Origin of the sequence: Solwaraspora sp. WMMD937, from assembly GCF_029581175.1 — a bacterium.
In the GTDB taxonomy this organism is placed as follows: domain Bacteria; phylum Actinomycetota; class Actinomycetes; order Mycobacteriales; family Micromonosporaceae; genus Micromonospora_E.
Genome location: NZ_CP120738.1, coordinates 3341834 through 3366405, shown reverse-complemented (window position 1 = coordinate 3366405; position 24572 = coordinate 3341834). Strand labels below are relative to the sequence as shown.

Below are 24572 nucleotides of genomic sequence, written 5' to 3'. Positions count from 1 at the left end.
TCACTGGAAGTGTTCCCAGCCGGCGACGCCCTGGTAGGGCTGACCGTCGACGGTGACCCCGGCGCCCTTGACCACGTGGCCGACCCGCCGCCAGCCCTTCGGGAGCGGCAGATCCTCGGGGAACGTCGCGGCCAGGGCGTGGTCGTCACCACCGCCGAAGATCCACTGGTACGGGTCGACGCCGAGCGCGTTGGCGGTGTCGCGCATCTGCGGCGGCACCTCGAAGGCGGCCCGGCGCAGGTCGATACCGACCCGGCTGGCGGTGGCGACGTGGCCCAGGTCGGCGATCAGCCCGTCCGAGATGTCGATCATGGCGCTGGCGCCGACGTTCGCGGCGGCCGGGCCGGCGGCGTACGGCACCTCGGGGCGTCGGTACGCCTCCACGAGCAGCTTCGGTGACCGGAAGCCGCGGGACAGCACCGTGTAGCCGGCGGCGGCGTAGCCGAGCCGGCCCGCGATGGCCAGCACGTCACCGGCGTGCGCGCCGCCGCGCAGCACCGGGGTGGCGCCGTGCAGGTCGCCGAGGGCGGTCACCGCGATGGTCAGGGTCGGGCTGGCCGACATGTCGCCGCCGACCACGCTCGCGCCTACCTTGGCCGCCTCGTCGGACAGGCCGACCGCCAGGTCCTCGGCCCAGCCGGCGTCGGTCTCCGGCGGGGCACAGAGCGCCACCAGCAACGCGGTCGGCACCGCCCCCATCGCCACGATGTCGGCGAGGTTCGCGGCGGCCGCGCGGTGGCCGACGTCGACGGCGCTGGACCAGTCCCGCCGGAAGTGCCGGCCCTCGACGAGCACGTCGGTGGAGGCGACCACCCGGCCGTCCGAGGCGGCCACCACGGCCGCGTCGTCGCCGGGGCCGAGCAGGGTGGCGGCCCCCGGGTGCAGCCGCGCGGTGACCCGGGAGATGAGCCCGAATTCACCGGCCTGTGCCACATTCACCGGTCCACCTCGATCATTGTCGTCTCCACTCGGGCACCGTCATGAATCCGGCCTGCTCCGTACGGTAGTTTCACGTTCGAGCCGCTCCCGGGCGGCGGATAGGAGTCGGGTCGTGGTCCAGGCATACATCCTCATCCAGACCGAAGTCGGAAAGGCACGCGACGTCGCCGACGCGATCGCGGACATCTCCGGCGTGGTCCGGGTGGACGCGGTGACCGGGCCGTACGACGTGGTCGTGCTCACCGAGGCGCACACCGTGGACGAACTCGGGACGATGATAGTCAGCCGGGTCCAGATGGTGCCGGGCATCACCCGGACCCTGACGTGTTCGGTGGTACGACTGTGACGACTGAGCAGGTGGACGTCTCTGCCGCCGGGTCGCCGGCCGGCGATCCGGCTCCGGACGGACGGTCTCCGGACAGCCCGGCTCCGGGTGGGCCGGACCGGACGACCCGGCAGGCGGCGATCTGGGCGACCGTGGTGGCGTTGCCGTTGACCGTGATCGTGGCGCTCGCCGCGTTCAGCCGGCTCGCCCCGGCCGGGTCCGACGACGACCCCGGGGCCGCAGCGGACCCGTCGGCGTCGGCGTCCGCCGGTGTCGCGCCGGTGCCGACCACGCCGGTGCAGATCGCCGCCCCGACGCTGGACGAACGCGCCGAGATCGTCTGCCGGGCGCTGGTCTCCCAACTGCCGGGTACGCTGCGCGACCTGCCGCAGCGGCGGGTCACCGCCGGCGCCGAGCAGAACGCCGCGTACGGCGAACCGCCGATCACCGTCGCCTGCGGGGTGCCGGCGGCGGAGTTCCCGCCGACCGACCTGGTGTACGCGCTGGACGGGGTCTGCTGGCACGCTGCCGAGCAGGCCGACGCCACCGTCTGGACCACCGTCGACCGGGAGATCCCGGTGCGGGTGAGCGTGCCCGACTCCTACGACGAACCGGGCCAGTGGGTGACCGCGTTCGCCGACCCGCTGATCGAGACGGTGCCCAGCGACGCGGGCGCCGCCCCGCGCGGCTGCCGCGCCTGACTCTGGGTCCGGTCCGGATCCGGTCCTCCGGTCCGGTCTGGTCGGGTCCGGTCTGGGTCCCGGCGGTCGGTCAGCGCAGCCCGGTGCCCCGGCTCAGCGCGGTACGGATCAGCCGGTCCACCAGCTTCGGGTACTCCAGGCCGGCGGCCGCCCACATCCGCGGGAACATCGACGTCGGGGTGAACCCCGGCATGGTGTTGATCTCGTTGAGGTAGATCTGGTCGTCGTCGGTGACGAAGAAGTCGACCCGGGCCAGCCCGGCGCAGTCCAGCGCGGTGAACGTGCGGCAGGCGTAGTCCTGCACCTGCCGGGTGACCTGCTCCGACAACCAGGCCGGGATGTCGTACTCGCAGGAGTTGTCGAGATACTTGGCATCGAAGTCGTAGAACTCGTGGTCGGTGACCACCCGTACCTCGGCCAGCAGGGACGCCTCGGGGCCGCCGCCGGCCTCGCCCTCGATCACCCCGCACTCGACCTCACGGCCGACGATCGCCGCCTCGATCAGCACCTTCGGGTCGATCTCCCGGGCGGTGGCGACGGCGGCGTCCAGGTCGGCCCAGTCGGAGACCTTGGTGATGCCGTACGACGAACCGGCGCGCGACGGCTTGACGAACACCGGCAGGCCGAGGCGCTCCTTGTCGGCGTCGCTGAGGCTCACCCCGGGGCGCAGCACCGCGTACGGGCCGGTCGGGATGCCCTCGACGGTGGCCAGCTTCTTGGTGAACTCCTTGTCCATCGCGGCGGCCGAGGCGAACACCCCGGCCCCGACGTACGGGATGCCGGCCATCTCCAGCAGCCCTTGGATGGTGCCGTCCTCGCCGTACGCGCCGTGCAGCGCCGGGAAGACGACGTCGACGCCGGCCAGGGCGGCGGCCGGACCGTCGGCCGGGTCCAGCACCATGATCCCGTTGCCGGTCGGGTCGGCGGGCAGCACCACGGCCGAGCCGGACCGGTCGGTGATCTCCGGCAGTTGACGATCGGTGATGGCCAGCTGGCTGCCGTCGCCGGTGGTGAGCACCCACCGCCCGGCGCGGGTGATGCCGACCGGGACGATCTCGTACTCGTCGGTGTCCAGGGCGGCCAGGATGCTGCCGGCGCTGACGCAGGAGATCGCGTGCTCGGTGCTGCGGCCGCCGAAGACGATGGCGACGCGGGTCTTGGCTGGGCTGGTCACAGGGGTGCCTTTCGTTCGCGGCCTGCACGCGCCCGCCGGGCGAGGTCGGGGGAGCCCGGCGGTACGCGGTTCACGTCTTCGCGCTCACGCGGCTGACCCTACTCTGCGTACCCGCCCGCCGGGCCCTGACCGGCCCCGGATCCTCCTGATGATGCAAGGAGTAACCGCCGGGTAGCTGAGGACCCGGGACCCGCGTTCGTTGGGCGGCGGGCTACGAGGGTCACGCGTCGGCGAGCCCGCCTGCCTTTGCCCCGTCGACTCCGCCCGTGGCTACGGCTCGACTTGCCTGCGCAACTTCAGCACTAACCACGGCAGACCAGGTCTGGCACCCCCAAACTTATTGACGTGCTCATGACGCCCTGTCAAGCGCCACCCGAATTGAGGCTCCAAGATCGTTGAGCCCCGCATCCGGAGACACAACAACCATCTGGTCAAGATCAAATCTAAGCCCTCGCCGCGGCCCCAAGTTCTGCATCGGGGTCAATTCTACGGAACTGGCCGGGAATTCCCGCCTTGCATTCACCGAAACGAGGCCTTCCAGGTAAGCCGCGTACGAATCTACTTCAACCGAATTGAAGATTTGCCGCATTCGACCCTTGACACCCTCGACGAATTCTTGGCCTACGCCATCTCGCGTCTTGGCAAACGCCTCAAGGACCGCCCCAGCAAGCTCCTCATTCGAAATCGAATTATCCAGGGTCTTGAACCAGCCGTTGACCACCCAAATGCCGGTATTGACACGAGAGTGGCTCGCCACAACTGTCACATGCTGCAATCTGTCTATCGAACCGTAGCCGATCATCGAACGGTCTTACTGTCCTGCGGATCGACAGCGACACCCGCATGCGTTCCACCGCGACGCTTCTCAAGAGCGCGAACGTAACGAGGACCCGGGACCCGGGTTCGTTCGCCGGCGGTCCAGCGGATCATGCGTGAGTGAGCCCGCCTTTCTTCACACCTTTGACGAAGGTCGACCAGGTACCCGGGTCCACCCCGCAGCACCGGTCCGGACATGTCCTTGCCGTCGCGTAGCGCCACGCTGTGGTCCGGCAGGAACGCGGCCTCCACACATTGTTCTGCCCGTTGCTCCGGCTCGAGTTGAACTACCGAGCGGCGGGGATCTCGCAGGCGTCCATTATGTCCATCTCCTATCACCGGGTTCCCGATTACCTGCCTCGACCCCTGCTCAACCAGCGATGCGTCCCAGATGTTGCTGAAGGCTCCCTCATACCGGCCTATCTCGTGCGACTTGTCTAGGAAGAGTGCCCCTGTGAAGCCGTCGACGTACACCGTGGGCGGCTCGGTCGCCTGCCGTTGCCGTTGGTGGCGGACTCCAAGGACAACAAAGGGACCGACATGATCCCTACATGCATCCCAACGGTGAGCGGCAACCGACCATCGGATGGACCTGACGGCCACCTGACGGCTGACTGCGCATCCGATCGGCGCCTCCTATTTCAAGCGCAACTGTTTGATGGTCGGATTTATAGACAGCTCAGGAACTTCCGCCACCAGCCGCACGTAACACTCATCCAGGAATCGAACAGCTTCCCCTAGAAATTCCTCGCGATTTACCGAGCCTTCCGCGAAGTCCTTAGACGAACTAAATACCACTAAATCACCCTCTTGCCGCAAGCGGACAACGTCATTGTTCTCGGTGAAACCGAAGGCGCCATCTCGCCCCGAAGAAATGCGCTCCACCGCAAACGAGAGAGAGAACATCAAGTCGATGAGCGTAACCATCCGGCCCTTAGGGACGATCTCAACGCCTCCTACCGCCAGCCGAAAGCCAACTCCGAAGTACTTATATCTGAGATCCGTCTCACTAAGGACGGCTGGGTCTCCAGCTCTAGCATCATCCCAGGTCCTAAACCAAGGCGACCCTGGATCAGGAAGGAATATCGACAGAGAAATCATGTTTCCTCACTTACACCCGTTGACCTAGAACGGGAAGGCCGTCACAACCTTACCGTCGTCAACAATAACTCGGATGCGCTTCAACTCTCCGCCGCCATTGTCAGGCCCAGCTCGCCCAACGGGCACGCCGAAGTCCCACTCATACACCTGGCCGGGCCGCGGCGCACCCGTGACGGGATCAGGCGTATTCGGCCGCGGCGTTCCTCGGTCGATAGTTGCGGCGATCCGCTGCTGAACAAGCTTATTCTTCCCAGTGAAGATTCCCGCGTCACTCGTTACTAAATCACCACCTGGACGATGCCTATCGACAATGTGTTGCCAATCCCCATCAGCGAGAGCTTTCGTTCCGCACAGCCCGTTTGAGTTGTGCACCAGCGCCGATTGATTTCCGGCCATCACATAGTACGTGTGAATGTCGGCGACAGTGAGATTGTACGCCACGCCACGTCGAGCGGTCAGCCAGTCGATACCGATGACAGAGAGTCTTTCTCCTGACGCCGTGAGGAGGTGGTCGCCTGGGTCGAGGGCGTCGGCGCGCTGCCATTGTTGGTCAGTGTCGTTCCAGAAGGGGTGATCTTCCGTGGTCGTAACATCTCCGCTGGCTACCGCGAGGTTGACAAGTTGGTCGTCGTGGACCCAGAGGTGGGTTACTCTGCGGGGGCCTTCCTCGCCGGTTTCGGGGTCGGTGGCCATCACCTTGTCGCCGACTTCGATGTCCTCGATCGGCTGGGTGCTGCCGTCGGCCATCAGGACTTCGGTGTCGCCACTGAAGCTGCACGCCTTGCCGAGTTTCCTGAGCCAGGCGACGCGGAGAAACCAGAACGCTTTAGCAGAGTATTTTGCGACTGGCCCACCAGGGATAAACATCGCGGCGAAGAGTAGGCATCCTTGCCATTGGCCATCGCCGCAGCGATTGAAGTCCGCGATGCCGGTGAGTTCCGCGAATGCGATTTGCTGCACTCCTACGACATCCGGATCCAGACTGCCAGCAACGCGGTGGACTCACCATCACCGACATGGAGTGGTCGGCTGGCGTGTGTGATCAGTTATGGACGGGTGTAGCGGTCGGTGATCAGCCAGGCCGGGACCGGGCCGGAGTGTGCCTCGATGCGGCTCACCCGGCCAGGGAAGAAGCCGGTCAGCCCCGCAGGTCCTGCCCCGGCCCCGACGGTCAGCGACCCGGGCGCGGTCCAGCTTGGTGGCGCAGGCACCGCCACCGGGTCACCGGCCACGCCGTCGATGTAGAGGGTGAGTGTCGCCGAGCCCGCGTCGTACACCCCGGCGAGATGCGTCCACTGGCCGGGTACCGCCTCGGCCGGACTCGCCGCGACGGCCAGGTCGGGCAGGCCGGCGTCGTCCGCCCCACGCAGCCGGAACACCCACCGCCCGTCGCTGGCTCGGTATCCAAGCTGGAACGCGTCCGTCTCGTCGCCACCCTGGGCGAGCACCACCGTGTCACTGTCGGGCAGTGGATCTGCCGGGTCACCGTCGAGACGGGCCCAGAGCAACACCCCGAAGGAACGATCGGTACGCAGCACCGGGCGCGGGACCGGATCGTACGGGCTGGTGGTCGAGGCGTACCCGCTCGTCCCGTCGAACCAGGCCGCGTGGCCGGTCGGGGCACCGGAGTCGTGGACGAACCCCGAGGTCTCCGGCACGGTGTCCCAGCCGGCGAGGTACAGGTTGCGGCCCCAGGAGCCGAGGTCGAACTCGTCACCGCACCAGCAGTCAGCCGAGTAGTCGAACCCCCACAGCCCAACTTGTCTCGGCGTCAGCACCCCGAACAGCTCAGGAAGCGTGTCACCGGGATCGGAGAAGCGACCATGCAGGTCCTCCAGGTCCGCCACCCGGCTCCACAGCAGGACGTCCGTCACGCCGCCGGACCACCACTGCGCCGGCGCGCCGGCGCTGAAGCCTCGGCCCACCGTGAACGGCCCAGCCGCCTGCCACGGGGTAGCCGCGAACGCGGCCTCAGCGGCCAAGGCTCCGTTGACGTACAACCGAAGCAGTTCCTCGTCGGCGTCGAACACGCCGGTCAGGTGGGTCCAGTGGTCGACGTCGGAAGCGGCGATCGGCGCGGGACGGTACGCGGAGATCAGCGGACTCGACGCTGCCGTACCCGTCGGCACGGTGAATGCCCAGTGCGGAGCCGGCGGGTCGCCGAGTTGGCGGATGCCCAGCTGGAAGCCACCGGCACCGGTCCCGTCGGCACCGACGGCGGTGCGATCGCCAGACAGGTCAGCTGGCCGGACCCAGGCGGCGGCGCTGAACGAGCCCGAGGTGTCGAGCGCGGACACGGCTGCGGTGGCCGCACCTGGGACGTCGACCGGGTCTTCGGCGACTGCGTCGAAAGCCGGCGTGCTCGCCTCGATCAGGTAGGTGTCCGGTGCCCAGGTGACGTCGCCGCTCGGGACCAGGTCGGGGCCGCCTGAGCGGGCACGGAAACGCTCGTTGTTGGTGTCGATCAGCGGCCAGTGGCCGATCGGCGACGATCGCGAGGTGACCAGGAACTGGTACGTCGTCGTCGGGCTGGGCCGGCCGTACTCGTTGCGCGCGTAGACGTGCAGGGCGTTGGATCCCTCGCCCGGTGGGGTGAGGGTCAACGTCACGCTCGCCCCAGGGGCAACGGTCACCGTGGTGCCTGCCGGGTTGCTCCAGCCGTACACGTAGGCGACGACGTCGGGCGACGACGTACTGAAGGTGAACTCACCCGCGACGTCCCGACCACCGTGTGACACGCCGTCGTCGGGGTAGTCGACCGAGGTCACGGTCGGCGCCGGCACCGGGTCTCCGGGTGGATCAGCGGCCGCCGGCCCGGTTGTGCTCAGCGTCAGTGCGGCGGCTGTGGCGATGGCGGCCAGGATCTGTGGCCAGTGATGTCGTGGGCGGCTCGAACGGATCGGCGGCGTCTGGGCAGCATCCACTAGGGACCCCCGTGGCTATGCGTCATGTACGTCCGACCGTAGAGATCCATGGCCGTATCTGTAAAGGGGGCATCACAATCCGCTACCACAAACCTCCCTCACCGGACATCGAGCAACACAGGGTTATCAGTCGGGTACGACCGGCCAGGCGTACAACTCTGACGAAAACCCGTCGACGTTGAGCCGAGCCACTCGTCCACCGATCGACGGAGTTCTCAAGTCCACTAGTGACGGCAAGATGGGTCAGGTCGAGCATCCCAGGAGGTGGTAGCCATGTCCCCGTCCGTGTTGAACTCGTCCGTACCGCGCCGACGACTGGGCCGGGAGCTGCGTCAGCTGCGCGAGCGGCTGACCCAGCTGCCGCAGACGTCGGTCGCCAGCGAGCTGGAGTGGTCGCCAGCGAGCTGGAGTGGTCGGCGACGAAGCTGTGGCGGATGGAGCGCGGCGAGGTCCCGGTCCGCTCCGGCGACGTCGTGCTGCTCTGCGAGTTGTACGGCGTCGAAGAGGAGACCACCGAGATCCTTGCCGCGTTGGCGACCAAGACCCGGGAGAAGGGCTGGTGGCACGACTACGCCAGCCTGCCGTCCTGGTTCGAGCTGTACGTGGGCCTGGAGGAGGCCGCCAGCCGGATCCGCGTCTATCAGAGCCAGCTCATCCCAGGCGTGCTGCAGACCCGGGAGTACGCCACCGCAGTCTTCACCAAGGATGTCGACGGCGTGCCCCGTCACCAGATCGCCGACCGGGTCGCGGTACGGCTGGGCCGGGCCCGGCTGCTGACCCGGCTGGAGCCGCAGGCGCCGGAGTTCGACATCGTCGTCGACGAGGCGGTGCTGCGCCGCGTGGTCGGGTCGCGCCAGATCATGGCGGCACAGGTGCGCCGGCTCGCCGACGCCGGCCGGCTGCCGAACGTATCGATCCGGGTCCTGCCGTTCTCGTCCGACCTGCACGCCGGGGTGCTGACCGGCAGCCTGTTCACCATCCTGGACTTTCCCGAGCAGTACGAACCCACCACCGTCTACCAGGAGTCGATCACCGGCGCGCTCTTCCTCGACAAGCAGGCCGAGTGCGACCGGTACGCTTGGGTCTACGACGACATCCGGTCGGCCGCGCTGAGCGAGGCCGAGTCGCGGGCGCTGTTGCTGGACACGGCGAAGGAGTACGAGTCATGGCCGACCTGACCGGCGCCACCTGGCGCAAAAGCAGCCGATCGAACAGCCAGGGCGACTGTGTCGAGGTCGCCGACGGGCTGGCCGGCGTGATCGGCGTACGCGACTCCAAGGACCCCACCGGCCCGGTCCTGACCGTCTCCCCCGCCAACTGGTCGGCCTTTGTCGCCGCCATCAAGACCGGCACCCTCACCGCCTGACCGCACACCGCCAGCACGCCGGCGGGGTCCAAACCGCACCTCGGTGGACTCGTCGCTGACCAGAATCGTCCCACCAACGATTCGACCGAGGTAGGTGACGATGAACTCCTGGCGCACCTGTTGCAGTGTCTCGCCGACCTCCATCGTGCCGCCGGGCAGCGGCCAGTTGCCGGAGTCTGCTCGTCGGTGCATCAGCACCCGACCGCGATCGTCGGTGACGATCGCCGAACCGCCTGGGACGATCCTGTTCGCCCTCGGCGCGGCCGGGTCGCGGTAGTAGTCACGGCGGCGGGTCACGACACCTCCCGATACGGGTACGGAGTGCAGGTCTGAGCCAAGTCGGGTGGCTGCTCCCCACGGGAGTCGGCCAACACCTGCGCCAGATCGGTCACCAACCTGACCACCTTTCCCACGATGCTTCAGCGGCGCCACCCCATCCGCCACAGGTCGGATATCAGATGGCGCAAAAATGGCAGCTGCCCATCGATCTGCATTCCACCATTTTCCCGTATCAATGCAGAGAATCTTGTCAGCGGGATAAACGCCGTTGCGATCGAAATTACACCCCCGAAGACACAACCCGCCACCATGATACCAATGACCCCAGACGCGACTACAAGCTCCAATATTGCAATCAGGAATAGACCAACCAGAAAGCACATCAAAAAGCCCCTGATCCCCCAAATCATCATCCTATACATAGTTGCGCTACGATATTCGTTACCATGGAAATCTGACATCGAATTGTCACCACAATTTCCAGCGCTTGATAATCCAGGTTTAGCCACACCACCCTCACCAAAGGACACGCCCGCACCTCCGGACCCAGGGGTCCGGCAACCCCTGCCCGGGCACACTGGACGGGAGATGCGGGAAGCTGCGCCCCGGGGGTCAACACCTCCCGACGAGCAGCCTCGGCACTCGATTGCGATCCGCACGCCCCGGCGACAGACCGCAGCCCACTGCGGTCAAGCCCGACAGCTCAGGGCCCGGGCCGCCACCTCTTCAGGGCAAAAAGGTCAACCGCGACCATGCCGAACAGTTTTGGCCCACGTTAAAATACGTTCACACCCGAAAAGTTCGTTAATTCTTTGACGCTACGATTCATGACAATTATCAGCATTTGCACAACAAAGACTCCTATTGCAAATGTCACAAACACCACCAGCAATATCGGCACCAGTATCCCAACGGGACCACCGAGCACCACCGCCAGAACCAAAACCAAGAAGGTCAAGGCTGGAAGTATAATAACGCGACGCCCGATCAGGACTCGCCAATATGCAGAAGCTTCACGGACACGACAAACGAGATCGTCAGATGACTCTACCATTCAAACCACCTCCCAACTCGAGTGTTGACAACCCCGCCACTATATGAGACCGAAATAATAGGAGCGCCTACGTTTCATCCACCAAAACCCGCAGTGTATTGCATTGCACAGTGTACGGATCGCCGAAGGCAACCTCTGCCCCGAGAATCGGACCTTCTCCAACCGTTCCCGACACGAAGGGTTGAGCACCTTCCAAGAGGCCTATTCAGCGGACCTCCGACCCGCTACAGTAGACCCCAAATAAAAGGACGATCCGCCCTTCCGTAGGATGGAGTTACCACACCACATCTCAAAGAAAAGCGGACCGCCGAACATGTATCATGCCACTGGCTTCACCACGGAGCAGATCCGCGACCTCTGCGTGCTGGTCCGAACCGAATGCCAGGATACGGCAACCGGCTCGCGCCCGACAACCGCGCCTACAACCGACTGCTACGCGGCCTGCGGGGTCACGGCGAACGCGGCTTCGCCATCCTGACCGGACGGTGGAAGGCGCTACGCCACATCATCGCCAGCCCGCGCAGGATCGGCGACATCGTCGCCGCCGCCCTGCATCTGACTCACTTCGAATACAAATACCTACCCGAAAGTCGGTGAGATCACCTCACTGGATGGATCACCCACCACGGGAGGCGTACACATATGCACGTACGTCCGCAGAGTTCGGCACTTGCTGAACAAGCGCATCTACACTATAAAGATTTGCATTACCCATGCCGAACTTCTGAAAAATCTCCTCCGATCCGATACCCCATTCTAAGCGGTGAATGATTTCTTCATCCATCCAAGGCTCCCGGTACAGGAGAGGTTGCTCTGCTTCTTTTCCGCCGAATGAGCTCGCTTGAGACAGATCCCGCATCTCGTTCGCTTGGAGGAAGTTGTTCATGCAATTAACCGGCGACTCGAGTTTCAGATAAATCTTGTAGTAGTAGCCGAGCCCATTATCGACCAACGCGTACCTCAGGCCGTCCTGCATGCACTCCGGAACCGTGAGTCCAGCTCGCCGCAGGCCCTCATACAACGACAAATCTCCACTGTCAACATCGTATGCCCGCGGGTCCGGCGGCGGCCGGTCCTGGTCGGCGCATCCACCGCCAACGACCACGCCGAGCAATACTAAGACCGCCGTCAAGACTAGTCGCTTCAAATCCGCCCCTTCGCGCATGACATAATTGGCCTTCCTTGGAATCGAGCAACTGACCCTACCAGGAATGATAACCGCTCGTCCCGACCACCGCGAACTCGCGGGCCAATCCAAAACCGGCAGCGTCGGCGGGTCCACTAAAAGGGACCCCTTGCAACTTTTCACTTCTGTCGAAGTTCCAGGATTTATATGCCGTCACGCTATAGCCACCAGAGGTCCCGACATTCCCATTGGCGTCCCGGGTAACCACGACGGAACCTCTCACCTGATACGTCATCCCGCGGTAGGCGAAAAACTCCGACTCACTCTTATTCTGATCAAAACTCATCGCAGTCCATCCGCCATCGAAAGCATATGTGCAGGTCGGACCATTACACATCTCGATAGCATGGGCTTTAATCTCCTCCAGGGTAAATCCAACCGCTTCACCAAATTCTGGTGTCTCCAACAAACGATCGACATCGACCAGATAATCGCCTCCGGTCGCACCCATGTAGTGTTCCATGAGATCGCAGGCGAGACCGTTGTCCATTCCAGCCAACCCTGACATGCAGGACAGAATCCACCAGCCTTCGAGTCCGACTTCCGCGTTCGTAAGTTGGTTGCAGCGAGCACTGTACCAGAAGTCACAGTACTTTGGCGGGTCACCGAGGGACATGAAGGGAACGTTGGTGTCGTCGACCGGGCACGGGTAGGAGCCGTTGATTGACCCGCGGATAGCCGCACCTCCACTCTGGCAGGAGAGGGTGGTGTTTTTGGGGCAAGCCGTGCCGACGCATCCACGGTCCTGGCTTTTCGTCGTCCATTTTCCGCCGACTTGGGTGACCTTTTCGCCTGTACTGGCGAAGTGTTTCTCGTCCCCCTGGGTGGTATTGGTGATGAGGGGTTTGAGGCCGTCGGGGTCGCTCATGGTGATGGGGTTGTTGTTGGCGTAGGAGTAGCCGTTCCAATGTTGGGGGGCGCCCAGGTTCTGGATGGGGTCGACGCTGATGAACCGGCCGTGTTCAGCTTCGTACTCGCGGGCACCGATGTGGGTGAGTCCGGTGGGGTCGATGTCGCCGCCGACGAAGCCCTTCAGGTTCGGCCAGATCGGTGTGCTGCTGGTGCCGCGCGGTTCGCCGTAGGGGGTTTGGCGGCGCTGCGTCACGGCCTGTCCGCCGGTGCGTGAGATGGCGATGGTCTGGGTAGATTGGTGGTCAGTAATGAGCCACTTGAGGCCGAAGGCGTCGCGCATTGCGAACACGCCGTCGACGTAACTGTAGTAGCGGGTAGCGGCCTTTGTCCCGGTGGAGGTGGTGTAACGGATTTCCATGCCCGGTAGGTATAGGGTCTTGCCGGTGGCGTCGCGGCGGATGAGCCGGTCACCGTCGGCGGTGTAGACGTTCTCGTGCTGCTGGCTGCCGTCGGTGAGTTGGGCCAGCCGTCCTTGAGTGTCCCAGTCCAGGGTCTGCGTTGTTGCGGTGGTGCCGGGTCGGGTGATGGTGTTGCCGGCGTCGTCGTAGCTGTAGTTGGTGATGCTGCTGCCGGTCGGCCCGGATGTTGTGACGGAGGTCAGAGCGTGTGGGCGGGCCGCGCCGGCCGCCGGGTAGGCATAGGTTTTGGTGGTGTCACCGGCGCTGGTGTGTGACACCTCGGTCAGCCGGTTGCCGATGTCGTTGAACGTCCAGGACTGCCAGTAGGGTGCCGGTCCGCCGAGTGTTGCCGAAGTCGGCGCGGGCTCGCAGTCGTCGACGGCGGGGGTCCAGGCCTCGGTGAGGCGGCGCAGGTGGTCGTAACCGAAACACTGGATGTCGGTGGTCCCGCCGGTCGGTACGTCGGCGATCTTGGTGACGTTTCCTGCCGGGTCGTAGCTGTACCGCAGGTCGGACACGTACTGCGGTGCGGTCTCGCGGATCGTTACCGACTGGGTCAGCCGGCGTGTGGCTTCATCGTAGTGATACTCGCGGTCGACCCACCCGCTGTTTTCCTGCTTGTATCTGATCAGGGCCGGCTCACCGAGCGCGGTGTACGTGGTGTCCTGCACATACATCTCATTGCCGCTGGTCTCGATCCGCTCAACCAGGCCGGTGGTCGGGTCGTACACGTAGTCGAGCCGTTCGCTGCTCAGGTCGGTGCCGCCACCGGGGTAGTAGTCCGAGTTCTTACTACCGTCGACCCGGTAGGTATGCAGGAAGGTGTAGAGGCCGGCGAGGCCGGTCTCCGCAGCCGGGATGATGTAGTCCACGCCGTTGGGCCGGTACATCTCGTTGTAGCTACGGATCCGGGTGGTGTAGGCCGACCCGTCGATCCACCGGTTCGCGGTGTGCAACTGCCCCTTACCACCGCCGACGGTGTCGTACGTCCACGTCGCCCGCCGGGTCGCGGTCGACACGACACCGTCGTACACCCCGGTCCTGCGCCCGAGCACATCGTATTCGTACGCCAGGACCTGGCCGTTACCGTTCGTCGTCTGCGTCACGTCGCCGTAGTCGTTGTAGTCGATCGACGTGTTGCCGGCGTCCGGATCGACCGCCGAGACCTGCCGGCCCCGGATGTCGTAGCCGTACGTCCACGTGTTGCCCACCGGGTCACTGACCTGCGCCAGCTGGCCCTTGCCGTCAACCTGGTAGGTGGTCGCCACGAAGGCGGCGGCTGTCGTTGCGCCCTTGTGCTGCCGCTGCTCGACGACGTTGCCCCGCGCATCCGAGATCACCGTGACCGGCGTGCCTCCCGCAGGTGGGGTCATGGAGACCCAGTCACCGCCGTACCTGGTCGAGGTGCGCCACTTCTCCGCACCCGATGACCGGAGAATTTCCTCGGTCACCCGTCCGGCTCGGTCGTACTCTGTGACGGTCTGGCGGTGGACCTCCCAGTCCGGCACGGTACGCAGACTGGTCCCAGGGCTGACCGTGTTGTCGTAGACCGCATCATTGTGCAGGCGGACCCGGCCGGCTTCGTCGTAGACAGTCTCGGTGAACACCGTGCCGCCGCCGGACTTCGCCGGCACCTGCGTCTGCCGGGGGCGCAGCAGCCCGTCCAGGAGTTGGTAGCTGGTGATGTAGTTGTCTTCAGCGTTCAACGTGCGGGTGGTGACGGCGTTGACCCCACCGGTACGGCGCAGCAGATAGGCGTACTCGGTGTTCGGGTCCTCACCAGTGCTCTTGTTCCGGTTCGGCAGCCAGACCTTCACCAACCTGCCCAACGCGTCGTAGTCCAGATCGGTGCGTCGGTTGTTGACGTCGACCTTCGTCAGGGCGACGCCCCAGGCCGGGTCGAGATCCTGCGACGACTCCCAACCGAGCGGATTCGTCGTGGTGACCTTGGTCAGCGGGCCGCCGGTCGACGGCGTGTACGCCGTTGACGTCTTGTTGTCCCGCACGTCCCAGCTCTCGACAGCCCGGCCGTACGGGTCGTAGCTGGCCCGCCCCGCGGTCTGCCAGGTAGTGGTGCCACCGCCGGTTGGTGCCCAGTCCTTCAACACCTCGACCCGGGTGACGTCGCCCTTCGTCGGCGCGGTGCCGTACGCCTGGCCGTCGTAGCTGGTGCGGGTGTCCCCGATGATGTGGGACGCGTTGGTGGCCGGCTGCCCACACGGCAACGCGAAGGTTTGGCTCCGGGCAGCCAGGTCGAGAATGTTGACGCTGGTGTTCCGAACATAGGTGGTCTTCTGGCAGCGGTCGTCGCCGGGCACGTTGGTCACCCCGTTCGCGGTCACGTGGCCCAGGTCGTTGACTTCGGTGATCATCCCGTAGCTGTCGTACGTGTTGACCACCTTGGTGGTCCGCCAGCCCCGGCCGCCGTCGAGCATCGTCGCGGCGTAGGCGGTGTCGACTCCGGTGTACCGCGCGTAGCTGGTGAACCCGCCGATCGTGCGGGTCGCGGTCGGTGCGGACTGCCACGGCCGGTTCACCGTCTTCGACACCGGTGCGCTGGTCACCCCGTTGTACACGACCTGTTCGCGGACCATGCCCGACCAGGCGTCCTCGTCGTTGACCGGGTCCCCGATCGAGGCGCTCACCTGAACGCTGCGTGTCCCGCCCGACGGCGACGACCGGTCACCGTGCAGTCCGCGCAGGTATTTGGTCTCGGTCAGGGTCTCCTGCCCCGGCGCGCCGACCCGCGACCGTACGGTGGCGTAGCCGCGGTAGTCCGACCAGGTGCGGTACGCGTCCTTGGTGAGCCCGTCATCCTTGGTGTACCGCCAGGCCGGGTTTCCCACGTACTCGTAGGCGGTGACGACGTCCACCCCGCCGCCGGTCAAGTCGGCCTCGTACACGGTGGTGACCAGGTACTTGTGGAAGTAGTCGGTCTCGGTGCCGCCGCCGAACGCCTCAGTGATCACCGGGTAGCACCGCAGTGTGTTGGTGTGCGCGGCCGATGGCATCAGCACCCCCGGCTGACACTGGGGCGCCGTGTACCTGACCGAGATCTTTGCGCCCGTCTCGGTCCAGATGGTGTCGATCCGGGACCAGTTCATCGTCGGCTTCGAGTCCCCGATGGTGTCCACCCGGTTGGCCATCTTCACCGGGTCGAAGCTGACCTGCGGCAGGGTGACGGGTGTCGATCCCGCGTGCCCGGTGTGGGCGATCGAGTCGAGCCACAGGCCACGGCGGGTGCCGTCCTCGGTCGATGGGAAGTCATGCGTCAGAGCCCAGGAGTCGACGTTGCGGTAGCTGCTGGTCGCCGCGTTCCATACCTTCGTGGTGACGCTGGCGAGTCGGCTCGTCGACCAGAACGTCGGGGTGTGCTGCCCGGAACATGTCGAGCCGGTACAGGACTGGTCCCACGGGGTGTCCGGCCAGTTCGGCTCGTTGTGCGTCGAGCAGGAGGTGGTCAGACACCTGTTGCTGCTCTGGAACGCCACCTGCGCCGGTGCTGCCGTCGTCGTGTAGACGGTGTCGGTGCCGCCCCGATTGTCGGTGCCGTAGTCGATCCGCTGCAGCACCCCGCCACGGGTGTAGGTGGCCGTGCTGGCGGCGGTGAGGTTCCGCCCGTACTTGTTGGTCTGCGGGCTGTACCACAGCGACATCGTGTTGCCGTGCGGGTCGACCACGTAGTCAAGGTTCCACCGCCAGGCCTGGTTGCAGAACGAGGTGCTGAACGATCCCCCATGGCACGGCTCCCCGGAGTGGTTCCCGGCGACCGGCACGGTCCAGACCGACTGGGTGGTCGGCTTGCCGGAGGTCCAACCGGTCAATCGGTCCAGGCCGAAGAAGTACTGGGTCCCGTCAGCGGTGGTGACCTTCCAGTACTCGTTGTCGTTGTCCGCGTTCGTCGTGTTGGTGAGCCGCTGCACCCGGGAGCCGTCGTCATGTTTCGGCTTCCAGGCCCCGCTGCCGCCGTCCCTGATCAACTCGACCGAGCTGCCGCTCAACGAGAGCACCGCGTTGTCGCGCGCCCAGCAGAGGTCCCCGGTCTCGACGGTGTTGTTCGCCCCGCCGCTCATGTCTTCCCGGCACGGACGGTACCGCCGCTCGATGAACCCTGGCGCGTACTCGAAGCCCTCGCCGATCCACGACGGCTGGTTGTTGGTGGCTTCGCTCCGCCCGTCCACGTTCGATGACGAGTACGACAGCGCGACACTGGGTTGCGGGCCGCCGAGCGACGGTGGCACCCGCATCGGGTAGGACCAGGCGAAATTACCTGCTCCCCCGCCGGCCGACCAGGTCGACGACGGCTGCAGCTGGGTCGCGCCGTAGTCGCCGGCGGTCGACGCGGCATCCGCCATCAACGCGACCAGGGTGCCGGCCGAGCCCGCCCGGGCGCTCTCGGTGCCCGACGTCAGCTCCACCTCCGCCGTGACGCGCTGGTCGCCCGCATGGTTACGCGAGGGCAACGGCACCAGTACGCAGCCGTCGACGGGCCGGTCGGCCAGTGCACAGTCCGGCAGCTCCACCAGCCGTAGCCGCAGAGCCCAGTCCGCGCCGTACGCTGCGGCGAATCCGGAGTAGTCGACGGACACCGCCAGCCGGCCGACGTCGGCCATCTCATCGGCGCTGGTCAGCCGCATCACCACCCCGCTGTCCCAGTCGCTCGCCGCGCCGTCCCGGTCGAGCACCTCAACCCGGACTCGGCCGGCTCCCGCCGCCGAGCGGTTGGCGGTGGTCGATGCGGGGGCCAGCCAGATCGGCGTACCGGGCACCCGCACCTGCCCTGACGACACCGGCTCACCCAATTGGCGGGCCTGCTCCCGGGTCATCGTGCTGCCAGTCAGGTCGACCTCGTACGCGCCCGGCTGTGGCCACGTCACTGGCGCCGGCACATCTTCAGATCGTGCCGGCTGATCGTCGGGCCCGTCTGCCCGAGGCGGCACCTCGATCGTCTCGACGGTCGGCAGGTCCCTTGGTTGCAGGCCAGCCGGCGCGGCGACGACTGGCGTCGCTGGCGGCGCCACCGCCGCGACAGACACAGCCATCACCACAGCCACAGCGACCCCGACCGCGGTGCGAACCCGACGCCAACCTGGAAGGGCACGTCGTCCAGTGCGGCGCCACCGAGGCATCCGGGATCGATTCGTCATCGACGGACGGGCGTTGATCGACACTGCGGCCTCCGATGCAGAGCTGCCACGGACGAAGGAATGCTTGGTCATTGCTGGCCGATCCAGAGGTTCGCGACCCTGCGGGCATCCATAACACCGGAGTAGGCCGCAACCCGGTCGATGCTGCCGGGGAAGAATCCGCCCAGGTTGCCGTTCCACCGCTCGCGGGCGAGAGCGAGGGAGCCGGTCGCGGCCCACGTCATCGGTGCGCTGAGGGCAACCGGACCCGCCGTCTGACCATTCACATACAAAGTGACTGACTCTGTGCCGGCGTCGTAGACACCGACAAGGTGGAACCATTCGCCGGGGACCGGGACAACCGATGAGGTCACTACTGCCAGGGTGGGGCTGTTGCTGACGTCTGCGCCATGCATCCAGAACGCCCACCGTTGCGTGGCGGCCTGGTAGCCGAGCACAAAGGCGTCGGCCTGGCTCCCCCCTTGGGTGACGACGGAGATGTTTCCGGTCGGCAGTGGGTCGGCCGGGTCGCCGTCGAGTTGCGCCCACGCCGAGATGGTGAACGACTGGTCGGTGCGGACGACAGGATGCTGTACCAGGGCGTAGGGGTCAGTCGTCGAGGCGTAGCCGGAGACGCCGTCGAACCAGGCAGCGTCGTTCTCGTCCTGACCGTCGGCAATGAACGTCGCAGCCTGCGGGACCGAGTCCCAACCCGACAGGTAGAGGTGACGCTCCCAGCCCTCCGTGTCGAACGCCTGGTCGCACCAGCAGTCCGCAGTACCGGCAAAGTCCCAGAAGCCAACGCTACGCGGGGCGAGGATCCCGTGGCTAAAGGACGTTCCCGCGAGTGGATCGCCGTTCGTGCCGTGAAGATCGTCGTCGACGACGACCCGGTCCCAGATCCGTAGATCGGTGACCTCGCCACGCCACGTGTCGGTCTGCGCCCCATACCACAATGCCCTACCGACGACGACCGGACCGCCGGCCGTCCACGATGTGGCAGTCCGCGTTGTCTCCGCTACGAGTTCACCATTGACGTAGAGGCGCATGATTCCGAGGTCAGCGTCGTGAACCGCAACCAGGTGTGTCCATTTTCCGACGTCGGCAGCGGTTAATGGTGATGGCGAATCAGCTCGGTTGTTCGCGCCGACCGTCGGTGAATTTCCCATCATGAACGACCAGTACGGCGCAGGCGGGCTGCCCAGATACCGGATTCCGAGATAGAAGCCGCTGAAGTCGGTATCATCCTGGCTGATCGCCGTACGGTTTCCACCCGTGAGGGCCGAGGCTCGCACCCACGCCGCGACGCTGAACGACTCCGCAGTGTCCAGGTCGGGTACCGTCGCGGTCGCGCTGCCATAGATGTTGGTGGGCGACTCGGAAACGCTGTCAAAGTACGGGACGCTCTCGCCAATCAGCCTGGTATCGGCAGGCCAGGTGACATCGCCGGCAGCCGTTAGGTCACCGGCGGTGCCGTCGATATTCTGCAAGCCCCTGTTGTCGATGGTGTCCATCGGCCAGTGACCGATCGGCGACGACGGCGAACCGACGAGGAACTGATAACGGGATGTCGGGCTGGGCGTGCCTGCGGTGTCACGGCTGAAGACATGCAGCACGTTGTACCCGTGCCGGGGCGGGGTGAGCGTGACCGTCCGTGAGGCCCCAGGTGCCACCGTCACCTGGTTACCGGGTGGGTTGCTCCAGCCGTAGACGTAGGTCGTCACGTCCGGTGCACCACCGGCGGTGAAGGTGAAGGAGCCGGACTGACCCGGACCGCCGTGCGCGGTAGGCCCGGACGGGTAGTCCGACGATGTGATGCCTGGTGCCGGCGGCGCGCTGGCGTTGACGGTGAAGTGGCACGCGCCGGACCAGTCCGACCCGTCATGGGCGTCGGTGGTGTAGACCCGCCAGACGAAGGTCTTACCCTCGGCCCCCGCCCCGAGGTTCAGCGTGATCTCACCGAAGTTGTTGGCCGGCCGGGACGGCCCGGTAGTCAGGGTCGCGGTCGGGCTGGTCACGTCCTTCCACTCGAACCGCCCGGTCAGGGTGTCGGAACCGTCCGGGTCGACATACCGGGCCCGCAAGGTCGGGGACGTGGTACCGACGACACCACCACACGCCACCGACGAGGTGGTCAGCTCCGTCGGAATCCCTGGCCGCGAGTTGTAGCTGACGATCAGCCAGGTCTGATCGACGTAGAACTTCTTCCAGCGGTCCTGCGTGGACTCGTACTGCCCCGAGCTGTTGCACGCGCACAACCCAACCGTATAGCCGGTCCACTGTCGGTTCACCGCGTACTGCACGTCGCTGGTCAGGGTGGAGCCGCCGAACTCGACGTTGACATCCGGTTGGATGACGCCGCACCCACCCGCCTCGTTGGCGTTGGCGTCCTGCGCCGCCAGCCACTTCGACGACGGCAGCGGACGAGTGCCCCACGACATCCGGGGCGTCGCCGACACACCCGCCGTCCGGTACAGGTGCACCCATGTCGCCGAACACGACCAGGAGTGGTCGAGCTTGGCGCGGACCTGCGCGGAGAGGATCCGCTTGCCGCGGATCTGCCAGACGTTGAAGTCGAAGAACGACCGGTACAGCGCCCCGTCGTAGGAGTTACGCCCAACCCATGCCCGGTTGCCCACGTCCCAGTTCGTGTTGATGCTGTTCGCGTACGCCCACCGGGTGCTCTTGTTGTCGAAGGCCGGATCGATGAACACCGGGTAGACAGTCTCCGTGCCGGCCAACACCGCCGGGTCCGGTACGACCTCCAGATCCCCGATGGCCACATCCACCTCGATCGGCACCATCGGCGCCGCCGGTCCCGGCCCGGCGGCGGTCGACGGATCCGGTGTCACCGCCGATCCGGCCGCGTCGCGGCCGGCCGTCACCTCACCGCCTACGGATGGATCGACCGACGAATCCCACATCGACGCCGTCGGTGTGACACCGACGGTTCGCCCGTCCGGGTCTACCAGCCGCAGTCCGCCCTCGGCCAGTGGCTGCGGGGTGATGTCCCCACCGAGCACGTACCGGATCCGCCCAAGGTCCGGATGAGCCGCAGCCTGAGCGGTCTTGACTTCCAACACATGCCGGTAGCCGGTCGGGGTGGCGATCACATGCAGGTCCGTGTCGGGGAACACCGACCCGTAGACAGCGGTGTCGCCCTGCACCGTCGGCGCGGGAAGCGGCTCCGGCCACGACAGGGTGAACTCGTGCCCACCCATCCGCACGGCCACCAACGGACCCGTACCGTCACCGCTGAACGACACATCGGCCGTGGTGGCCGTCGGGGCGAACCGGCCGTCCGGCCGCTCCACCAGCTCAGTCGAGACCGGCGTCCACGAGTCGGCCCCCGCACGGACCCGCTGCGGCACGACCGCCGATTCCAAGGTGCGGGAACCATCTGGCTCCACATAGACCTGTGAGTACTCGTCACGCAGGTCGAGGGCCTCGACCCGAGCCGCACAGGCCTCGGCGATCCGCTCGGCCGCAGCGGATGTCGCCGCCTCACCGGCACACTGCGGCTGCGGGGCCTGAGCCTCTACCGGGGACGGCGACAGCGCCGCACTGACAAGTCCCAGCACCACGGCGGTCGGAACCGTCAGCCAATGATGTCGTGGACGGCTCGGACGGGACGGCGACACATGAACAGCATCCACTTGGGACCCCCGTGGCTATTGGGCATGTCCGTCCGACCCTAGAGATCCACCCCCATAGCTGTAAAGACTCCATCACGATCTGCCACCACAATCCGCTCACCAGCCGGCAAGCTGGACCAGCCCGCTGACTCAGCGTCGCCTGCCCTCGCCCCCATCTATCCGAGGTACGGACAATCACGCCGCTCAGCGTGGTGGCGTAGCCGGAGCCGTACCGTGTCGTGGATGGGGATGTCAGCGAACTCGGCAGGATCGACGAACCGCACCTCGGTCGACTCGTCGCTGACCAGAATCGTCCCGCCAACGATCCGACCGAGGTAGGTGACGGTGAACTCCTGGCGCACCTCGCCGTCCGCGTACGCGATCACGTGAGCCGGGTCGGCGTAGACGCCGAGCAGCGCGGTGACCTCGATGTCGAGGCCGGTCTCCTCCTTCACTTCTCGGACGACGCACTGTTGCAGTGTCTCGCCGACCTCCATCGTGCCGCCGGGCAGCGACCAGTTGCCGGAGTCGGCGCGTCGGTGCATCAGCACCCGACCGCGATCGTCGGTGACGATCGCCGCACCGCCAGGGACGATCCTGTTCGCCCTCGGCGCGGCCGGGTCGCGGTAGTAGTCACGGCGACGGGTCACGACACCTCCCGAAGCGGATACGGAGTGCAGGTCTGCCAGACCTGCTCGAACTGGTCTGCGTACGCGGCGAAGACCCCATGCGGTGACAGCTCCCGCAGGTGAAGGGCTGGGTGCTGATAGCCCCGCGCGCGGTACAGATGCGGCGTCACGATCATCTGATGGTCGAACCGGAAGACCGAGTTGTACAGGTGCACCGTGTGCAGACCGACCGTCACTCCTGGTACCTCGTACAGCGGCTCGCAGAAGTTGAGTGCGTTGCGGATGCGGCCAGGCAGCGTACCGCCGATCTGTTCAAGGTCGTCGCGCTCGGCGACGTGCGGACAGTCCGGGTCAGCGAAGGCCATCCGGACTCGGGCGCCGTTGGCACACTTGTCTGCGATACGCTCCATTGTGTCCGGCAGCATCTCCATGATGAACGGGTACGCGTAGCCGAGTAGGTCGATCTGCTTCGTCGCGCCGGTCAGCAACGCCGTCCACACCTGCTGTGGAACGTCCGCCCGGTGGGCGTAAGCGCCGACGACCTCGGCGGTACTCTCCGCCCCTGCGGCCAGATCCGGCCGTACGCGCGGCCAGAGATCGGCTTCGTCTTCACCGAGTGTGTCGGCAACGGCCAACCGGGTGCGTTGCCGCGGGATCCGGCCGCCGAGCCAACGGTTCACGGTCTTGACGTCGACACCCACGGCGGCGGCCAGGGCGACACTGTCGAGTTGTGCCCGAAGCATGGCAGAGCGCAGGCGGTGACTCATGCCGCCACGGTACCGGACACAACTGGGATGCTTTGGGTACAGATAGGTGGTCGGCTGAGTGTCCGTAGGGATGTTTCTGGGTCCCCGCCCGGCTCCTACTGTCTGGGCTCGCAGATCGCGATACCGAGCGTCAGGAGGGCTCACGGTGGCCGCGTCAATCTTGAACTCGTCCGTACCACGCCGCCGGCTCGGTCAGGAGGTCCGCAAGCTCCGCGACCGGCAGAACCATGTCTCAACGGCCGTGGCTGCCGGCATGCTGCAGTGGCCGGCGAGCAAACTACGTCGGATCGAACACGGCGAGATCCCGGTGTGCGCCGAAGATGTGGCGTCACTCTGCAGCCTGTACGGCGCCGAGGCCCCGATGATCGAGGCACTCACCGGTCTCGCTACCAAAACCCGAGAGAAGGGCTGGTGGCACGACTACGCGAGCCTGCCGCCGTGGTTTGACATCTACAGCGGATTTGAGGAAGCCGCGAGCCGGCTACGCATCTACGAGTTCCAGATCGTCCCCGACCTGCTGCAGAGCAGGGCGTATGCCGCCGCAGTCACCGGAGCGACCGCTGCCGACCCACCAGCTACGCACACCGCGATACGTATGGCGACCAGGACCGCTGGTACCGGCGTCCTGACCCGCAGTACATCTCAGGTGCCGGATATCGAGGTCGTCCTCGCCGAGTCCGTGCTGATGCGCGTGGTCGGCTCGTACCCCGTGATGGCCGAGCAATTGCACCGGCTGACCGATGCGTCCCGGCTCCCGAACGTCTCGGTTCGCGTCCTACCGTTCTCCGCTGGACTGCACCCTGGGATGACAGTTGGCACCCCGTTCACCATCCTCGACTTCGCCGACGCGAGCGAGCCCAGCATCGTCCATCACGAGATGCTGACCGGCGCGCTCTTTCTCGACAGACAGGCCGAGGTCGACCTGTACGCCCTCACCTACGACGGGATCCGATCGGCGGCGCTCGATGCAGCCGAGTCGCGAACGCTGCTGCTCGACACGGCGAAGGAGTACGAGCACTTCTCGGCCTGACCTGACTGCCTGACCACACCTCGATCACTGCGGCGGCCGCCAGCTGCGCAGGTCGAATAGGTCTCTCACCACTAGGCCGAACAGCTTCGGCCCACGCTCGAAAATCTCCATGGCGGCCAGCTCGGGATCTGATGGATGTGACGGTACACCGGGCGGATAGCGGACCAGTGCAGGACCATCGCAGCGGCGAACACCACGAACATGAGTTCG

General features: G+C 65.9%; 17 protein-coding genes and 3 pseudogenes. 6 read left to right on the top strand and 14 right to left on the bottom strand.

Translation table 11 applies throughout. The features are described from left to right. Positions 1-939: a thiamine-phosphate kinase gene (locus tag O7621_RS14675; protein ID WP_282229799.1), complete on the bottom strand. Its 939-nt coding sequence runs from the start codon at positions 937-939 to the stop codon at positions 1-3. Positions 940-1051: 112 nt separating this feature from the next. Here O7621_RS14675 and O7621_RS14670 point away from each other — a divergent pair, with 112 nt between their 5' ends. Continuing rightward, positions 1052-1285, top strand: coding sequence for an Lrp/AsnC ligand binding domain-containing protein (locus tag O7621_RS14670; RefSeq protein WP_123600471.1), 234 nt, complete (start codon positions 1052-1054; stop codon positions 1283-1285). After that, entirely contained in the window at positions 1282-1965 is a 684-nt protein-coding gene (locus O7621_RS14665; protein WP_282229798.1) for a DUF3515 family protein, read from the top strand. Before O7621_RS14670 ends, O7621_RS14665 begins: the two co-directional genes overlap by 4 nt. A gap of 70 nt (positions 1966-2035) precedes the next feature. Here O7621_RS14665 and O7621_RS14660 read toward each other — a convergent pair whose 3' ends face one another. The 5 genes and pseudogenes from O7621_RS14660 to O7621_RS14640 all read right to left on the bottom strand — a co-directional run bounded on the left by O7621_RS14660 (position 2036) and on the right by O7621_RS14640 (position 7839). After that, positions 2036-3139 (bottom strand): D-alanine--D-alanine ligase family protein, encoded by a 1104-nt coding sequence (locus O7621_RS14660; RefSeq protein WP_282229797.1) that lies wholly within the window; start codon positions 3137-3139, stop codon positions 2036-2038. Between the two features lie 349 nt (positions 3140-3488). Next, positions 3489-3941 (bottom strand): hypothetical protein, encoded by a 453-nt coding sequence (locus O7621_RS14655; RefSeq protein ID WP_282229796.1) that lies wholly within the window; start codon positions 3939-3941, stop codon positions 3489-3491. 650 nt (positions 3942-4591) lie between these two features. Further along, positions 4592-4864: a hypothetical protein gene (locus O7621_RS14650; RefSeq protein WP_282229795.1), complete on the bottom strand. Its 273-nt coding sequence runs from the start codon at positions 4862-4864 to the stop codon at positions 4592-4594. A gap of 546 nt (positions 4865-5410) precedes the next feature. Next, positions 5411-5830 (bottom strand): annotated as a pseudogene (locus O7621_RS14645) (Hint domain-containing protein); the annotation flags it as partial. A 272-nt stretch (positions 5831-6102) separates the two neighbouring features. After that, entirely contained in the window at positions 6103-7839 is a 1737-nt protein-coding gene (locus O7621_RS14640) for a LamG domain-containing protein (RefSeq protein ID WP_282229794.1), read from the bottom strand. A 530-nt stretch (positions 7840-8369) separates the two neighbouring features. Between O7621_RS14640 and O7621_RS14635 the strand changes: the two genes are divergently transcribed. Next, positions 8370-9158, top strand: a complete 789-nt coding sequence (locus tag O7621_RS14635) for a helix-turn-helix transcriptional regulator (protein ID WP_282229793.1) — start codon at positions 8370-8372, stop codon at positions 9156-9158. Beyond that, positions 9146-9346 (top strand): DUF397 domain-containing protein, encoded by a 201-nt coding sequence (locus tag O7621_RS14630; RefSeq protein WP_282229792.1) that lies wholly within the window; start codon positions 9146-9148, stop codon positions 9344-9346. The genes O7621_RS14635 and O7621_RS14630 overlap by 13 nt, the downstream gene beginning before the upstream one ends. A gap of 129 nt (positions 9347-9475) precedes the next feature. Here O7621_RS14630 and O7621_RS29180 read toward each other — a convergent pair. The 3 genes and pseudogenes from O7621_RS29180 to O7621_RS14620 form a co-directional block, all read right to left on the bottom strand. After that, positions 9476-9643, bottom strand: a pseudogene (locus O7621_RS29180) (NUDIX domain-containing protein); the annotation flags it as partial. Positions 9644-9765: 122 nt separating this feature from the next. Further along, positions 9766-10155 carry a hypothetical protein gene (locus tag O7621_RS14625; RefSeq protein ID WP_282229791.1) on the bottom strand — a complete coding sequence of 130 codons (390 nt, stop codon included), beginning with the start codon at positions 10153-10155 and terminating at the stop codon, positions 9766-9768. Positions 10156-10400: 245 nt separating this feature from the next. Further along, positions 10401-10583, bottom strand: a complete 183-nt coding sequence (locus O7621_RS14620) for a hypothetical protein (RefSeq protein ID WP_282229790.1) — start codon at positions 10581-10583, stop codon at positions 10401-10403. A 495-nt stretch (positions 10584-11078) separates the two neighbouring features. Here O7621_RS14620 and O7621_RS14615 point away from each other — a divergent pair. Next, positions 11079-11276, top strand: a pseudogene (locus tag O7621_RS14615) (transposase family protein); the annotation flags it as partial. 19 nt (positions 11277-11295) lie between these two features. On the opposite strand, the gene O7621_RS14610 reads toward O7621_RS14615, so the two are convergent. The 5 genes from O7621_RS14610 to O7621_RS14590 all read right to left on the bottom strand — a co-directional run bounded on the left by O7621_RS14610 (position 11296) and on the right by O7621_RS14590 (position 23332). Continuing rightward, a complete protein-coding gene (locus tag O7621_RS14610) occupies positions 11296-11844 on the bottom strand; it encodes a hypothetical protein (RefSeq protein ID WP_282229789.1) in 549 nt (182 codons plus the stop codon). A gap of 37 nt (positions 11845-11881) precedes the next feature. Next, positions 11882-18211: an RHS repeat-associated core domain-containing protein gene (locus O7621_RS14605; protein WP_282229788.1), complete on the bottom strand. Its 6330-nt coding sequence runs from the start codon at positions 18209-18211 to the stop codon at positions 11882-11884. Positions 18212-18390: 179 nt separating this feature from the next. Further along, positions 18391-21885 (bottom strand): LamG domain-containing protein, encoded by a 3495-nt coding sequence (locus O7621_RS14600; RefSeq protein ID WP_282229787.1) that lies wholly within the window; start codon positions 21883-21885, stop codon positions 18391-18393. Between the two features lie 227 nt (positions 21886-22112). Beyond that, positions 22113-22586 (bottom strand): NUDIX domain-containing protein, encoded by a 474-nt coding sequence (locus tag O7621_RS14595; RefSeq protein ID WP_282229786.1) that lies wholly within the window; start codon positions 22584-22586, stop codon positions 22113-22115. Next, positions 22583-23332 (bottom strand): XRE family transcriptional regulator, encoded by a 750-nt coding sequence (locus O7621_RS14590; RefSeq protein WP_282229785.1) that lies wholly within the window; start codon positions 23330-23332, stop codon positions 22583-22585. Before O7621_RS14590 ends, O7621_RS14595 begins: the two co-directional genes overlap by 4 nt. Before the next feature lie 145 nt (positions 23333-23477). Between O7621_RS14590 and O7621_RS14585 the strand changes: the two genes are divergently transcribed. After that, positions 23478-24362 carry a DUF5753 domain-containing protein gene (locus tag O7621_RS14585; RefSeq protein ID WP_282229784.1) on the top strand — a complete coding sequence of 295 codons (885 nt, stop codon included), beginning with the start codon at positions 23478-23480 and terminating at the stop codon, positions 24360-24362. Positions 24363-24572: the final 210 nt, after the last annotated feature.

Coding starts and splice junctions, on each gene's coding strand:
- O7621_RS14655 (WP_282229796.1), bottom strand. CDS start 3,941: ATGATCGGCTACGGTTCGATAGACAGATTGCAGCATGTGACAGTTGTG.
- O7621_RS14630 (WP_282229792.1), top strand. CDS start 9,146: ATGGCCGACCTGACCGGCGCCACCTGGCGCAAAAGCAGCCGATCGAAC.
- O7621_RS14610 (WP_282229789.1), bottom strand. CDS start 11,844: ATGCGCGAAGGGGCGGATTTGAAGCGACTAGTCTTGACGGCGGTCTTA.
- O7621_RS14590 (WP_282229785.1), bottom strand. CDS start 23,332: ATGAGTCACCGCCTGCGCTCTGCCATGCTTCGGGCACAACTCGACAGT.